Below are 14,888 nucleotides of genomic sequence, written 5' to 3' on the forward strand. Positions count from 1 at the left end.
TCTTTTCTCCCCTTATGCCTGTTGGTCTTGCTTTTTGCACATTGGGAAGCCCAGTGCTTCACGAGATGCGTAGTAGGCTTCTGCGGCTGCTTTAGTCAGATTGCGAATCCGCAAAATATAGCGCTGACGTTCTGTTACCGAGATCGCTTTGCGCGCATCAAGCAGGTTAAACGCATGTCCTGCTTTCAGGATGCGTTCGTAGGCAGGCAACGGGAGTGGTGTTTCCAGTTCCAGCAGATGCTGGCATTCTTTTTCACACTGATCAAAGAAGGTGAACAGGAAGTCCACATCAGCGTGTTCAAAGTTATAGGTTGACTGTTCGACTTCGTTCTGGTGATAGATGTCACCGTAGGTAACTTTACCCAGCGGACCGTCGGTCCAGATCAGGTCATAGACAGAATCGACACCCTGAATATACATAGCCAGACGTTCGATACCATAAGTGATTTCACCGGTCACTGGTTTACATTCCAGGCCACCGACCTGTTGGAAGTAAGTAAACTGTGTCACTTCCATGCCGTTGAGCCAGACTTCCCAGCCAAGTCCCCAGGCACCCAGTGTCGGGTTTTCCCAGTTATCTTCGACAAAGCGGATGTCATGGACCTGCGGATCGATGCCCAGCGCTTTTAGTGAACCCAGATAAAGTTCCTGAATGTTGTCCGGTGACGGTTTGATCATCACCTGAAACTGATAATAGTGTTGCAGACGATTGGGGTTTTCGCCGTAGCGGCCGTCTGTCGGACGACGGGATGGCTGTACATAAGCAGAGGCAATCGGCTCCGGGCCAATCGCTCGCAGACAGGTCATCGGGTGAGATGTCCCTGCACCAACTTCCATGTCTAAAGGTTGAACAATGGTACATCCTTGCCGGGCCCAATAATCCTGCAGCGCGAGGATCATCCCCTGAAAGGTTTTGCTGTCATAGTTTGTTTGCATAGTCGGGTTCGCGCGAATTTTCTGAATCATTAAAAAATAACGTTGAATTATACCGATATATTGACTCGTCGAGTAGTGGCAATCTTGTTTAATTGTTGTTCATTGTTCTTTTCACGACACAAAGCCTATGCCGTGCTTGTTTTCCGTACCGAAGCCCGCTAGAATCGCGGGCGTCTTTGGGGAGTAGCTTACCACTTCATTTTGCGCGGAATTTTATCAATTCTGTTGCAGGGTCAGTGGTTCGTTCGTCAACATCCTTGGTGCCCATCACCATGGCGTTCGAGACTCGCAGGAGTTTAGCAAGACCTTAGGCAAACATCGCGAAACCGGGGTAGGGCGCGAAGTTTGTCTATGGTTATTATAATCATCCTGCCCCGAGAGCATGTCGTGAATATTTTAGCAATATCAATTACAACAGTTACACTGGCAGAGATCGGTGACAAAACTCAGCTGCTTTCGCTGATGCTGGCAAGTTGCTACCGCAAGCCGCTGCCGATCATCAGTGCCATCTTTTTAGCCACCATTGCCAATCATGCTTTAGCCGCCTGGCTGGGCGTTGTCGTTGCCGAATACCTTTCTCCGGAGATCCTGAAATGGGTTATCTTTGTCAGCTTTTTAGCCATGGCTGGATGGGTGTTGGTGCCTGATAAACTGGATGATGAGGGAACCTGCTCGAACCGGGGGCCGTTTGTTGCAAGTTTTATTGCGTTTTTTGTCGCTGAAATCGGCGATAAGACGCAGATTGCCACTTCCGTTCTTGGCGCTCAGTTTGCCAATGGTCTGCTTTGGGTTGTGCTGGGAACAACCATTGGGATGATGGTAGCGAATGTGCCGGTAGTCCTGATTGGTAAGCTTTCTGCCGATCGGCTGCCACTGGCGCTGATCCGCAAAGTAACCGCAATTCTGTTTGTCGGTCTGGCCGCTGTTGCGGTTCTGTACTGAGTTAAGCGAGCTTCCGGATACATGAGTAGGTTCCGGAAGCGTTTGGTTATAGCGTTAGTAATTAACGACGGCGATAATGGTCTTTAGGTTTATACGTTTTTTTGATGATACGGCATCGATCTGCGTGGTTAGATTTAGATGATGTTAGTATCATATCACTCAGTAACGTTTTTGGAGTTTTGTTAGTTTGGCGACTGATCAGATCGCACAAATGCTACCGGGTTCCCTTCTTTTACTTACCAGTAATCATTTAGGAACAATTAGTTAAAAGACACTGTTAGGTATTTAATCTAAGTATGGAGAAAAAATGAGAAGTATATTATTTATATTGGCAACGTTAGCTTCTTTTTCTGTGTTGTCAGCTGAATGGGTTGGTCCGCTTGATACGGGAGCAATTGAAGTTCATCAATCTGGTGTGTATTTCGTGCAGACAACACCTATCGTTACAAATATTTCTTGCAAAAATTACAACTACATTAAATTCCCTTCTGATAATGCAAAATTAGCTGACAGAGCCATGTCAATTGGTCTTTCAGCATCAATGGCTAGAAAAAAAGTGAAGTTTTACATCAGTCAGTGCGATGGAGAATACTTAGTCGCGAGTGCAATTATGCTTCCAGAATAACTGACGGGAAGTGGCTATCGCTGCTGAAAATCATCTACAGCAAAGTCAATCAGAGCGCGGACTTTGCGTGGCATGATGTTACCCGACAAATACATGGCGCAGAGCGGATGCGTTTTCATGCTGTAATCGTTCAGTAGTGGAATCAGGGTTCCTGCCTCGATATCTTTTTGCAACACGAAATTCGGGCACAGGGCAATACCATGCCCATGCAGTGCCCAGTCTCTGGCGATTCTGGCACTATTGACCATCAGATGTCTTGGTGGTGTGAAAGGATATTCGGCCTGATCTTGATAAAATGTCCAGCGGGCTGAATTTTTTCTGTTGGTATCAATGATACAGGTATGTTCTCCCAGTTCATCCGGCGTTGCCGGTGTTCCCCGGTTCGCCAGATAATCGGGTGATGCCACCAGAACACTGGTGATTTCTCCGAGTTTACGGGCCTTCAGTGTTGTCACCTCCGGCAAACCAATCCTGAATGCGAGATCAAATCCATCGGTAGCCAAATCGACATGGGAGTCGTTTAAACGCAGATCAATCGATAGTGCCGGGTGAAGCGCTGCAAACCGGGCAAGCATGTCGTTGATATACATTTCTCCGAAAGTGACCGGTGCTGCAATGCGCAGCAAACCACTCAATCCTTTACTCTGTTCCGATACCGTTCCAAGCAAATTGTCCAGTTGATCCAGTAATACCGGGGCGTGAGCCAGTAATTCCTGTCCGGTTGGCGTGAGTCCGACTTTGCGGGTGGTGCGTTGCAATAGTCTGGCTCCGACGCGCTCTTCCAGTTGGGCGACATATTTAGAAGTCAGGCGGTTAGAAATTCCCAGACGTTCTGCTGCATCGGTAAAGGAGCCGGTCTGTGCGGTGGCAACAAAGGCTTTTAAGCCATCAAGAAGATCCATGATTTAATCTTAATTAGGAACAAAATGAGGATTATCATTCTATATAATCTCCATTGTGTTGAAAAGGATGGCGGCGCATAATTTCTCCATACCAAGCAGATAGCCCACAACACCGGGCAATGAAATGAATAGAAATGGAGAAACATTATGAATATCGCAATTATTGGTTCAGGTAACATCGGTTCTGGTCTGGCTCGCACTTTCGGCGCAATCCATCAGGTTGCTGTGGCATCAAGAGATGAACAGAGCGCACAGGCACTTTCAGCCAAGCTGGCTCAGGATGGTATTCAGGTTCAGGCCCTGCCTGTTGCAACTGCTGTCGCAAATGCTGATGTTGTGATGCTGGCGATTCCTTACGGTGCAGTTGCTGAGTTAGCTACTCAAGCGAATTTCTCAGGAAAAATCATCGTTGATGTGACCAATCCGGTGAAAGATGATTTCTCAGGTATTTCGGTTGGATTCAGCACATCGGCTGCTGAAGAAATTCAGAAGATTTTTGCTGATGCAACGGTTGTAAAAGCATTTAACACTGTATTTGCACAGGTTTATGAACAAGGTCTTGATTTTAACGGCCGTCAGGTTCCGACTTATGTCGCAGCAGATGATGACGCAGCAAAAGAAACCGTCATTGCGATTGCCAGTGATGCCGGGTTTGATGCCATCAATGCCGGACCGCTGACCAATGCCCGTTATATCGAACCATTGGGTTATCTGAACATTCAGTTCGGTTACATGCTGGGCTTCGGTACTCAAATCGCTCCGGCCTGGTTATCCCGCTAATTGATTGTTTCTTCAGGAGTGACTTGCAAAAGCAGGTCGCTCCTGAATTTTTCCGGGAGAACTATTGGTAAATATCGGTGACAAGCGTGATATCTGACATACTTGCTTCATGATTCCCATGCTACTTTGACTCTAGGGAGTCAAGATAAGGGGAAAAGGTGTATGTTAGTTCGCTACACAGGCATGAGCTTAAAAAGCCAGATCTACCTGTATACTTTTGGGTTCATTCTGACCATTCTGGGAATGATGTTAACCGATATGTGGCTACCTATGGTCGTCGGAGCCATCATTCTTATGGGACTAATGGTTGAATCCTGGATCCAGATTATTCACGTAGTACCGCTGCATCAGGAAGTCCGGGCGATGAAGAAACAGCTCGAAAAACTTCAGCAGCATTATCAGGATGAAAAGAATCTCTGACGGTACTCGCTGGGTGTTGTGCCGGTGATTTTCTTAAACAGACGTGAAAAGTAGGAAACATCCCGGTATCCGCACTGATAAGCAATTTGTGAAATGTGATTCTCTTTATGGGTCTGGAGTAACTTCTGGGCCCTTTCTATCCGCTTTCTGCATACATAGTCGCGAAAACCAATCCCGGTTGCCTGACGGAACAATTTTGAGAAATAGCTGGGCGTATAGTGAAAGTAAGCCGAAATGTCGTCTTCTCTCAGTGAGGTATCAAGGTTGTGGTCGATATAATGCAGAATATCGAAGAGAGACTTTTCCTGCTCCGCTGAGAGATGACCCGCCGGTGTTATATCCGGTGCAATATCAGCAATGGTCTCCGGTTCATGGTGATTTGATGAATTGCTCAGTGAGCGGAGCAGCTCATCGGTCTGACGCTGGGTATGATTTTTCGATAAATCAATCACCGCTTTGATGACATGGCACCATTCGGCACACTGATGGAAAAGGTTATTGTGCACAATGATAAGCTGCTTGTTGAGGTTTTCACATATCTTAAGCGCAATGATCAGTTCATTTTGCTGCTGACTTGTCTTCATATAGAAAAAAGCAACTTTCAGATTCGGCGCGCTCAGAATGGAAATATCATGTTCGTGCTCAACCACAGTAAAATGATTCTGGATGGTTGTTCTGACATCCTCTGGAAGACTGCTGATACTGTCTCCCAACCAGTGCCCGATTGTTTTGATATTCATTGTCACCTGTTAGTGATAAAAGACTAATCATTCCAGATAAAGATTAGAACCCCCGCTTTAAAGTGCAATGAAGCGGAATTGTTTTTGCCAAATCTTCCGTGTACATATGAAACACATCACATTATCATGTATGCCTCTGATTCTTTTTTCATTCGTACCGTCTGATGTCACGCATCTCAAATATGAAACACTTCCGTGATGTGCATTCCATTTCGTTTGGGCAACTTTTTGCTCGCCGGGCAACTTCTTGCTCGACGCTGGGCAAGATCTTGCTTGTATTTATATTTCTGTTTTTATAACTAATTGATTTTATTGGTGTGTGTTAGTTGGCACAGCCCTTGCTCTAACAGAATCAGAGCCAACAGGTTCTAGTGCATTAAAAACATGAACTTATTATAGATAATTGAAGGAATTACAGAATGCCAACTCCATGTTATATCTCAATCGAAGGTGAAACTCAGGGGCTAATCACGTCAGGCGCTTGCACAGCAGATTCTATCGGTGACTCTTTTGTTGAAGGTCACGAAGACGAAATGATGGTTCAACAGTTCGACCACGTTGTAACTGTTCCAACTGATCCTCAGTCTGGTCAGCCTGCTGGTCAGCGTGTTCACAAACCATTCAAATTCACTGTGAACCTGAACAAAGCTGTTCCTCTGCTATATAACGCACTGGCTTCAGGTGAAAAAATGTCTGCTGTAACGCTGAAGTGGTACCGCACTTCAATCGAAGGCAAACAAGAAAACTTCTTCACTACAACACTTGAAAACGCAACTATCGTTGATATCAAGTGTGAAATGCCACACTGCCAAAACCCAGCTGATTCTGACTACACTCAGAACCTGACTGTATCTATGTCTTACCGTAAGATCACTTGGGATCACGTTAACGCTGGTACTTCTGGTGCTGACGACTGGCGTAAACCAATCGAAGCTTAATTGTCAGATGCACAGGCACGTGATGTGCCTGTCAGACAATGCTTTGATTGTCTTGTTGCTCACCGTATGGTGGGCAACATTGTCTTTATTTGCAATCCGTTATTGTTAAAACCAATAGTTGTTAAAAATAATTGTTATTAAAACTAGCGATTAGAAAATATAAAAGAATCAGAAAATATACCTGAGTGACTTTGGTCAGGCCGTATCCGCTTCGGAGGTTATTCTGGTATGTGTGTTGTTAGGGCTAGCCCTAGGATAAGGAAGATGGTCGGGGTGATGGTTCAGAACTGAGATGTTCCTTCAGGAAAAGTGCTTTCCTATTGATTTTCCCGCCAATTTTTCACTTTCATCAAGACTCATATATTCATCCGGTTATAATCGGTGTTTTGCATAAGAACTTTTGTTTCATTAACTAAAAACTTATTTCATTCACTAAAAACAATGTCAGGTAAATCGTATGGGAACGTTGAACTTCCGTCTTGTCAGTGGAGCCGGAGAATCATTGGTGGTTCGCGACTATCAGGGTCACGAATCAATCTCTGATTCATTTGATGCACAGGGAAATCCGGTCTACGGCTTTCGTTACCAAATCGAACTGGCCAGCCGCGATTCAGGCATCAGTGCCGAGCAGCTGGTCGATACCGCAGCCGTGCTGGAGGTCATTCGCAATGACGAAGTGGTGCAGCAGGTTCACGGCATTGTGCGCAGCTTCAGCCGGGGCGATACCGGACATCATCATACCTATTATTCCCTGACACTGGTGCCTTCTCTCGAACGGCTTTCCCTGCGCCACAACAGCCGGATTTTCCAGCAGAAAACTGTCCCTGAGATTCTGGCAATCCTCCTCTCTGAAATGAACATCTCCGACTACGCCTTCTCCGTAAAACGGGAATGTGCGCCACGGGAGTTCTGCGTTCAGTACCGGGAAACCGATTTAGAATTCTTCCACCGTCTGGCGGCAGAAGAAGGCCTGATGTACACCTTCAGTCATGAAGCCGAAAAACACACCTTAATCGTCACCGATAACAGCGCCGGGTTTACCCAGTTGAATGGCACCGTGCCGTATAATGTGTTGTCCGGCGGCGTGGCCGACACACCGTATGTTTCCGGGATAAGTGAAGAGAAACAGTCTGAGGTAACAGAAGTTGCCTTTGGTGAATACAGCTTTAAAAAGCCAACCTACAGTTTTAAACAGTCGGCGCTCGGCAGTGAAATGGACTATCAGTTGCCAAACTACCAACACTATGATGCGCCGGGACGTTATAAAGACGATGCCAGCGGCAAAGCTTTCAGCCAGATCCGGCTGGAATATTTGCGCCGGGCCAGTCATACCGCTTCAGGTAAAAGTAATCAGGCCAAACTTCAGGCCGGTGTGGTGTTCACACTGGCGGACCACCTTGATACGGCGATGAACCGCAGCTGGCTGATTGTTGGTATCGACCATCAGGGTAGCCAGCCACAGGCACTGGAAGAGTCCGGTGGCAGCGGCGCAACCACTTACAGCAATCAGTTTGTTGCCATTCCGGGGGAAAATCTGTGGCGGATGCAGCCGCAGCCTAAACCGCAGGTCGATGGCCCGATGGTGGCGACCGTGGTCGGCCCGGAAGGTGAAGAAATCTACTGTGACGAACATGGCCGGGTGAAAGTCTCTTTCCCGTGGGACCGCTACAGCAATGAAGACGAAAACAGCTCCTGCTGGGTACGGGTTGTGCAGGGCTGGGCCGGTGCGCAGTATGGCATGATGGCGATTCCCCGCATCGGCCACGAAGTGATTGTCACCTTCCTCAACGGTGACCCGGACCAGCCAATTATTACTGGGCGGACGTATCATGCGACGCACACACCGCCGTATACATTGCCGGACAACAAAACCAAAACCGTCATCCGGACTCAAACCCATCAGGGCACCGGTTTTAACGAACTGAGTTTTGAAGACCAGTCGGGCAGCGAGAAGATTTACCTGCATGGTCAGAAAGACTATGAAGCGCTGGTTGAAAACGACAGCACCACCCAGATTAAGCACGACCGTCACCTGACGGTTGAAAACGACCGCTACAGCCATGTGCAGATGAACGACCATCTGAGTATCGACGGCGAACAGCGCACCGGCATCACTCAGAACCTGACGCTGGAAACCGATGCCTCGCTGCATCAGAAAGTCGGTGAGAAGACCATCTTTGATTCCGGCAGTGAAGTGCATCTCAAAGCCGGTAATTCCGTGGTTCTGGATGCAGGCAATGAAATCACAGTCAAAGTCGGCGGCAGTTTTGTCAAAGTCGACGCCGGTGGCGTGCATGTGGTCAGTGGTGCGATTAACCTCAACTCCGGCGGCAGTGCCGGCAGCGGCTCCGGCTACGGCGGTCAGGTTGCGACGATGCCGAATGTTCTGACCGCGCTGACAGCGCCGGAGGAAGCGCAGGCGCTGGATATCAGTGCCAGCCAGACGCCAGCTTCGCCGGAAGTCTACACACTGGCTTCCCCGAAAAATATTCAGGCGGAAGCGTTTGAACGTGTTTCTATGCAAAACACACCGATGTCGAAAATGTGTCAGCGCCAGCCGGACGGGACTTGTCCACGGTCAGACTGCCCTTGCACAGCGGCGGAGGCGTAAACCATGAGAATATTTCCAGAATTACCGGACAATTCACTGGAGCATTGGCTGGTTGTGGACTCTGTCCGTGTTCCGGACATTGAACAGCTTGTCTATCAGCATGAGAAAAAAGTTGAGCTGCACCGCCTGTTTGCCGGTACGCCGTTTGACCATTTAATGAAGCAGAGCCCGGTTGCTTTCCGTTACACCGGAGTTGCAGAGATAGAGCGGCAACTGAAGGAAGACTTTGCTCTGCGTAGCAGTAGTGTGCTGTTTTCCTGTGATGCTTCTGTCTCAACTGAATCTGTGATTCAGCACTTTCAGGCATTACTTTATGTCGTCGTCGATGAGTCACCCATTCTGTTTCGTTACTACGCCAGCCCGATGTGGGATGATGTTGCCACCGAATTATCAGAAGAAGATCGATGCACTCTGCTTGGCCCGTGTCAGGTGATGAGTTGGGTCGATAGTCAACAGAATGGACATTCACTCAGACAACTGCCACAAGCCGGAGCCGGGAGTGATTCCCAGTTACCGTACCATTTAAAATCCCCCGTATTCAAAGCATTGGTAGAACAACGTTATGGCTAATACAACCGATACGCCTAGAATTTATAAAATAAAACCCGATGACTGTTTAAGTCTGCTTGCTGAACGCTTCGGCACATCAACAGAGGCGCTTAAAAAGCTGAATAGTGATCTGATTGATGATATCGATCTGATCTATGCCGGGGACGAAATTCTTCTGCCCGGAGAAGATGCGGAAACGGCGATTGATAACCAGCCCGGCAGCCGGGATGAGATTCCTAAACCGCCGGAAAAGGATGCCTGTTCCGGTGAACTCTGCTCGAGCAAAGACACACCGTATACCGATATTCTCTATGTTCCGTCGCATCCCAAGACTGAGAAAAAAACGTTTTACGCCATTACCGACGAAGTGAAAAAAGCGATTCAGTCTGAGCATCAGTTACTGGCAGAATCTGTTGTTGAAGATCAGACGAAGACGATTCAAAACCTCAATCGTCTTGGTGTTCTCTCCCGCTTTTATACCAGCCCGCATGAGATGTTCCTCGAATCAGAGGATGATCTGAACCGTTACCGCTTTTTATTCCATGCCAGAAAGACCATTCGTTCCGGCGCGGCTAAAAAGTATCACAACGGTGGTGAAAATGGTTTCATCATGAGTCTGGCCGAGCAGGAAGGGATCGATACTAAAAAACTGCTCAATCGCTATGTCACTTTGGAAAAACTCAAGTCCTATATGATACTTAGCGTCATGGCGACCAACACTGTCGGCCTGAGTTTCCTGCTCACCAGCCAAGATATGAAAGACTATTTTAAGGAATCCATTCAGGAAGCTCACCAGTTGGAGAAGGCCAGAGAGAAATTAAAGGAAACATTACAGGATCATCTGGACGACGAGATCAAAAAACTGGATGACGTCGCAGAACTCACGGCGAAAAATAAAAAAGCTGATGACGGCTCTGCCTATGTTTATGACAAGAAACTGCGTTACTTTACCAGTGGCTATGAAAAAGAGATTGCCAGTGCGGTGAAGATGATTATCCGCGAGCGGAGAATCTGGGGCACTGAGGCTGATCTGGCGCTTGATACACACGAACAGGCCACAGAGGAAGTGACACGTTTCTGGGACCGGGAAGTCAAACTCGCCAACGAGTTTATGGACAAATGTGCTGCGGCTCGTGATGCCGGTGAGTCGGAGCAGTATGTGACCGCCGGGCCGTATTCCTACAGTAATCTGCCGATGGCCTTTACATTTGCCATGTATCTGAATGAGCTGAACAAGCATGGTTATGTGGTGAAAGAGCAGTGCCTGACCATGGCAGAGCTGGAAGGTACATCAACAGCGCATCTGGGGCCGGAAACGCTGGAAAAAGATTACAAAGACTGGCGGAAAAACAAATTTTTCACGGACAATGGTCTGCCGGTCAAAATCACCGAAGGGAAGAAGCTGGTCGAAGATTTGCTGAATGAACTCGGTGTGAATAAAGAAGCGCTGCATGCCAAAAATATGGATGGCACCCGTAAGGTGACTGAAGAGAGCATGGTGAAATCACTGCTCAGTCAGGGCAGTGCCGGTCAGTGGGCATATTATCCGTGTCTGGCACTGGTCAAGCTGGTGGATGCGACGCTCTCTAAATGGCTGGCGGATTTAGACGACCTGCTGGGGCTCGATAACGGCGCTCAGGATAAACGGATGCCGGCACCGGATATGTTCGGTGACCTGCTGTGGCTGAAAAAACTGGCGATGGCGCGGATGGAAGCGCTGAGAGTACTCGCGGAGTCGCGAGCCAAAAAAGGCAAAGATTCGCTGAGAAACTTCTACCTGAGCGGCGATAAAATCCCAGTCAGCTATCTGCTGTTGTGGGAAGAGAAAGAATATAAACCGAAAGAGAAGAAAACCGGTGTTTTCCGTAAGGATACCGGTAAGGCCGACCTTCAGGTGGTGGAATGTGTGCTGATGTCGGAAGGCACATTGGGCTGGGTACGCGGCCCGGCCTGGTATCTGCCTGCCGATAAGGAAGATGAGCAGAAAGCAAAAACACATATCAAAGATATTACCACCAAGGTTGCGCTGGTCAGCCCGGCGGCAGACAGCAAAACGCCGGAGAATATCAAATCGGTGCAGGCCAATGCTTTCCCGACGCTGGCTGAAACGATGAAAGCGATCCGGACATTAGTCAAGACAGGTTCGGCGAATGCTTTTAAAGCAAGTATGTTTAATGGTAAGTTTCTGCTCAATCCTCTGAATCTGGCAGCGGAGAAAAAATCGGAGCCACCGGCCTTCTGGTCGGACAGTTATCACTGGGAAGAAGGGTTAGGGCCGGACGGCAAATCCTCTCAGTATGTGGTGGACGCTTCGGCGCAGTTTATGCGTCTGTCGTCGAGTGCGAAGACGAATCTGAACCTGCCGTTGAGCGAATACAACGACCTGATGGTCAATACGGATACGACGCTGGGTGGTTCAATCAATCTGAGTGCGGAACTCTTCCGGGCACAACTGACGGCGAAAGCGTGGTTCCCGCTGAAAGACGTCAATGCCGACGGGAAAGACAAAAAACACTTTGAAGGGCAACCGCTGGAGATTCGTTATGTTGCGCGGATCGATGGTAAGGAGCAGGATAAGATCTATCCGGGCGGCGAGATGTTCCTGAAGGTTTCCGCGACGATTTACGGCCTTGCTGCGGCGAGTGTCAGTATTGCCGGGAATCTGTGTTTCGGCCCGGCGACGACCAAAGATGGTTCGCTTGGTGTGCGGGGCAAGGCGATTACGGTTGCTGATTATAATGCCGGAGAGGTGACTCAGGTGCGGGCTGCACCAGAGCAGAATCTGCCGCAGTCGGAGCAGTCTGCCGGGAAAAAAGTGGCCGATGCGGTGAGAAAGAATTCAGCCGCAGAAGCAGGTATAACGATGGATGCCTTTGCCGGAGTTGAAGTCGGTGGTGAGCTGAGTGGCGAAGTCTACTGGCGCCCGCCGGTGGTTGATATTTCCGGCAGCGCCACCGGGGATCAAATGATGCGGCTGGGCAGTCTCGGTGTTCAGGCTGCGGTCAGTTATGGTGTCGGTTTCTCCGCCCAGTTCCGGATTACCTTCCACCGCGGCTCGCTGTATGTGATTGCTGCGGCGAAACTGGTCTGCGGCCCCGGCGCCTCGGGCAAGGTTGCCATTGCGCTGGATGCCCTGAACGTTGACCGCTTTATTCAGTGTTTGCTGGCCGTTCTGAACGAATCGGGCTTTAAGCGCATCGAAGCATTTGGTGAACTGGACAACGAAGGGCGGAACGAAGACTTTGAAGAACTCAACCGCCGCCTGACCCTCGCCGTTGCACTCGGCCTGACACTGGGTGAAGCACTGCTCCTGCCGGCCAAAGCCCTTGAATTTATCCGCAAGGATGGGTTGCAGGAAGATTATGCGCCGTTGATTGCCAAGAATATCTTGGATAAGACCAAAGCAAATCGTAATCAGGAGTGGGTTTCGAACCTGCCTCCGGAGACTTTGTGTAATTTGCTGGACTGCCTGAGTAACCAGAACGAGGCTGGCTGGTTCGAAAATAAAGAAGAGGAGCGGATCCGGCAGAATCAGGAAGTCGACAAAGCTCTGGCTATTGTGCAAATTCTTGAGTGGATTTTACCCAAAAAAGGTGCCAGTGCAGCCGATGTGGAGAAAAAACGCCAGCAGTTTGAGAAAACAATGATCCGTATCGGCGGGAATTTTGAAAGCGCCCAGCGCCCGATGATTCAATGGCAACGTTTTACCAAGAGCTGGATGCAATTGGCTCAGTTGATAAACAGTTGCGTGCAGAATGCGAGAGTACAGACTGCAAAAGAAAATTTTGAGAAATATAGTGACATTTTATGTGGCAACATGAGACGTTATCACTATGAAGCCGAAGATCGCTCTGATGAGCTTGCGCATATTCTTGACGGTGAAGTCAGTTACCTGACCATTCGGGTCGAAAAAGAAGGCGATAAAGATCAGGTGGTTAAGGATCGGCAAGAGATTACGAAACGAATTGATGAGACCACGGTAGAGAAAGGCTTCTTCTGGAACAGAACATCCTACAAACCGTGGCAAGAACAGGACTGGACACTATAAATCATGAAGATCAATAAACGACTGATTTACAGAACACTTTTTGTACTTATTTGTATCGGAGTCTTAAGCGGTGCTTATTTGATGATGCCTTCCGGCTTTCAGTCCCGGCAGGCGGAAGGACCAGAGGTATTAACTGAACTGCTGAAAATGGCGGAAGAAAGTCAGCCATTTAACCCGGATCCATATATTTCCAGCACCTATCGACCCGGAGATCCATTGTATGAGCCGGTGCTGGCAATCCAGCGTGAGCGCTGGGATATTGCACAAAAACTCCTACAACCTTTGGTAGATCAGGGCAATGCTGATGCGATGTACTGGCTGGCTCATATCTCTGGTGGCAGCATTTATGCGGGAAAAGAGATCGCAAGACTATTCCAGAAATCAGCAGAACTGGGCAACCCTTACGCTGCGTTGCGTCTGGATGTGAGCAGTGAAGACTGTAGCCTTTATCTTCGTGGCTATTGTGATCCTAAATGGGGAGAACTCGGGAGAAAAATTCTTCAACAGCGGGCTGAGCAAGGTGATGTAAAAGCTGAGTATTATTTATTGAAATACGATGAAAACAGTTCGGAAGATGTGCATAAAAAGTTAGAGAAACTAGTGACTGAAAATGCAAAAAATCATTATTATCAACCACTGATGAGAATGGTTGTTGATTATAACGATCAATCATACTTGACTTATTTTGAGAAGAGTAAAGAGTTGGACGTTGAAGAAAAAAAAATAATCTCTAAAATAGTCATGCTGATGGTAAATAATAATTATTCACCAGCCATATTGAATTTTGTTTATTTTAATCAGGATTTGTATAAAGAAAAATATCTTTCAGAAGTAGCAAGGGCTAGTATAAAAATAAATACAAATCCATTTTTTTGTTCTCATTACTATTTAGAGAAAGAATATAGTACAAGATCTAAAATAATAACTGCTGCGGCATGTTCAAATATAGTTGATCTTATGAAGGATGATGAGAATGAGGATAGTTTGGGGACCTTTAAATATTTACTCAAAAAAAATAAATTAAGTCCACTTACTGAGTCAGAAGACATTCAAGTAAAAAATATAGCAAGTAACATGCTTAGTGAAATGACACCGATGATTTATATCGATGAAATGAATCCAAGACTATAATTTTATGTTATGGGGATCTTGATTATAGATCCCCATTTTTATATTAATTACATTTCTTCTACTTCTTCTTTCCTCAGGTTTATTTCATCAAACGTAATCAAATTATTGAGAAACAGCAGGATCTCGTGTAGTTCATTCTGATCAGTGGTGGGATCGGTATTGGTCACAAGAAAATCAATCAGATAGCCGCGGGCGGTGAGGTGTAAATCTTGGTTGGGTTTTGACATTGGCATAGTAGTACCTTCTTGAGTGATTGAATGTCGTTA

At 47.5% G+C, this 14,888-nt stretch carries 13 protein-coding genes; 9 read left to right on the forward strand and 4 right to left on the reverse strand.

Annotated features, from left to right (window positions below; all coding sequences use genetic code 11):
- Positions 1-12: 12 nt before the first annotated feature.
- Positions 13-936, reverse strand: a complete 924-nt coding sequence (gene glyQ / locus OCU74_RS00200; RefSeq protein ID WP_087482730.1) for a glycine--tRNA ligase subunit alpha — start codon at positions 934-936, stop codon at positions 13-15.
- Positions 937-1,323: 387 nt separating this feature from the next.
- Here glyQ and OCU74_RS00205 point away from each other — a divergent pair, with 387 nt between their 5' ends.
- Positions 1,324-1,878 (forward strand): TMEM165/GDT1 family protein, encoded by a 555-nt coding sequence (locus OCU74_RS00205; RefSeq protein WP_087482731.1) that lies wholly within the window; start codon positions 1,324-1,326, stop codon positions 1,876-1,878.
- Between the two features lie 307 nt (positions 1,879-2,185).
- Entirely contained in the window at positions 2,186-2,503 is a 318-nt protein-coding gene (locus tag OCU74_RS00210) for a hypothetical protein (protein WP_087482732.1), read from the forward strand.
- Between the two features lie 14 nt (positions 2,504-2,517).
- On the opposite strand, the gene OCU74_RS00215 is transcribed toward OCU74_RS00210, so the two are convergent.
- A complete protein-coding gene (locus tag OCU74_RS00215) occupies positions 2,518-3,405 on the reverse strand; it encodes a LysR family transcriptional regulator (protein WP_087482733.1) in 888 nt (295 codons plus the stop codon).
- A 147-nt stretch (positions 3,406-3,552) separates the two neighbouring features.
- Between OCU74_RS00215 and OCU74_RS00220 the strand changes: the two genes are divergently transcribed.
- Positions 3,553-4,185 carry an NADPH-dependent F420 reductase gene (locus OCU74_RS00220; protein ID WP_087482734.1) on the forward strand — a complete coding sequence of 211 codons (633 nt, stop codon included), beginning with the start codon at positions 3,553-3,555 and terminating at the stop codon, positions 4,183-4,185.
- Positions 4,186-4,347: 162 nt separating this feature from the next.
- Positions 4,348-4,605, forward strand: coding sequence for a hypothetical protein (locus OCU74_RS00225; RefSeq protein WP_087482735.1), 258 nt, complete (start codon positions 4,348-4,350; stop codon positions 4,603-4,605).
- Here the strand turns inward: OCU74_RS00225 and OCU74_RS00230 are convergent.
- Positions 4,584-5,345 carry a helix-turn-helix transcriptional regulator gene (locus OCU74_RS00230; RefSeq protein ID WP_087482736.1) on the reverse strand — a complete coding sequence of 254 codons (762 nt, stop codon included), beginning with the start codon at positions 5,343-5,345 and terminating at the stop codon, positions 4,584-4,586. The two genes, OCU74_RS00225 and OCU74_RS00230, sit on opposite strands and share 22 nt — an antisense overlap.
- Before the next feature lie 419 nt (positions 5,346-5,764).
- Between OCU74_RS00230 and OCU74_RS00235 the strand changes: the two genes are divergently transcribed.
- The 5 genes from OCU74_RS00235 to OCU74_RS00255 all read left to right on the forward strand — a co-directional run bounded on the left by OCU74_RS00235 (position 5,765) and on the right by OCU74_RS00255 (position 14,622).
- Positions 5,765-6,283 carry an Hcp family type VI secretion system effector gene (locus OCU74_RS00235; RefSeq protein WP_087482737.1) on the forward strand — a complete coding sequence of 173 codons (519 nt, stop codon included), beginning with the start codon at positions 5,765-5,767 and terminating at the stop codon, positions 6,281-6,283.
- Between the two features lie 457 nt (positions 6,284-6,740).
- Positions 6,741-8,894 carry a type VI secretion system Vgr family protein gene (locus OCU74_RS00240; protein ID WP_087482738.1) on the forward strand — a complete coding sequence of 718 codons (2,154 nt, stop codon included), beginning with the start codon at positions 6,741-6,743 and terminating at the stop codon, positions 8,892-8,894.
- Positions 8,895-8,897: 3 nt separating this feature from the next.
- The gene (locus OCU74_RS00245; protein WP_087482739.1) at positions 8,898-9,464 is read left to right on the forward strand and encodes a DUF4123 domain-containing protein; all 567 of its coding nucleotides are present in this window, start codon (positions 8,898-8,900) and stop codon (positions 9,462-9,464) included.
- Positions 9,457-13,491, forward strand: a complete 4,035-nt coding sequence (locus tag OCU74_RS00250) for a LysM peptidoglycan-binding domain-containing protein (RefSeq protein ID WP_087482740.1) — start codon at positions 9,457-9,459, stop codon at positions 13,489-13,491. Before OCU74_RS00245 ends, OCU74_RS00250 begins: the two co-directional genes overlap by 8 nt.
- A 3-nt stretch (positions 13,492-13,494) precedes the next feature.
- Positions 13,495-14,622: an SEL1-like repeat protein gene (locus OCU74_RS00255; RefSeq protein WP_087482741.1), complete on the forward strand. Its 1,128-nt coding sequence runs from the start codon at positions 13,495-13,497 to the stop codon at positions 14,620-14,622.
- Between the two features lie 47 nt (positions 14,623-14,669).
- On the opposite strand, the gene OCU74_RS00260 is transcribed toward OCU74_RS00255, so the two are convergent.
- Positions 14,670-14,855: a hypothetical protein gene (locus tag OCU74_RS00260; protein ID WP_087482742.1), complete on the reverse strand. Its 186-nt coding sequence runs from the start codon at positions 14,853-14,855 to the stop codon at positions 14,670-14,672.
- Positions 14,856-14,888: the final 33 nt, after the last annotated feature.

This window comes from Vibrio mangrovi (assembly GCF_024346955.1).
In the GTDB taxonomy this organism is placed as follows: Bacteria; Pseudomonadota; Gammaproteobacteria; order Enterobacterales; family Vibrionaceae; genus Vibrio; species Vibrio mangrovi.

Coding starts and splice junctions, on each gene's coding strand:
- OCU74_RS00245 (WP_087482739.1), top strand. CDS start 8,898: ATGAGAATATTTCCAGAATTACCGGACAATTCACTGGAGCATTGGCTG.
- OCU74_RS00235 (WP_087482737.1), top strand. CDS start 5,765: ATGCCAACTCCATGTTATATCTCAATCGAAGGTGAAACTCAGGGGCTA.
- OCU74_RS00255 (WP_087482741.1), top strand. CDS start 13,495: ATGAAGATCAATAAACGACTGATTTACAGAACACTTTTTGTACTTATT.
- glyQ (WP_087482730.1), bottom strand. CDS start 936: ATGCAAACAAACTATGACAGCAAAACCTTTCAGGGGATGATCCTCGCG.
- OCU74_RS00250 (WP_087482740.1), top strand. CDS start 9,457: ATGGCTAATACAACCGATACGCCTAGAATTTATAAAATAAAACCCGAT.
- OCU74_RS00215 (WP_087482733.1), bottom strand. CDS start 3,405: ATGGATCTTCTTGATGGCTTAAAAGCCTTTGTTGCCACCGCACAGACC.
- OCU74_RS00230 (WP_087482736.1), bottom strand. CDS start 5,345: ATGAATATCAAAACAATCGGGCACTGGTTGGGAGACAGTATCAGCAGT.
- OCU74_RS00210 (WP_087482732.1), top strand. CDS start 2,186: ATGAGAAGTATATTATTTATATTGGCAACGTTAGCTTCTTTTTCTGTG.
- OCU74_RS00220 (WP_087482734.1), top strand. CDS start 3,553: ATGAATATCGCAATTATTGGTTCAGGTAACATCGGTTCTGGTCTGGCT.
- OCU74_RS00240 (WP_087482738.1), top strand. CDS start 6,741: ATGGGAACGTTGAACTTCCGTCTTGTCAGTGGAGCCGGAGAATCATTG.
- OCU74_RS00225 (WP_087482735.1), top strand. CDS start 4,348: ATGTTAGTTCGCTACACAGGCATGAGCTTAAAAAGCCAGATCTACCTG.
- OCU74_RS00260 (WP_087482742.1), bottom strand. CDS start 14,855: ATGCCAATGTCAAAACCCAACCAAGATTTACACCTCACCGCCCGCGGC.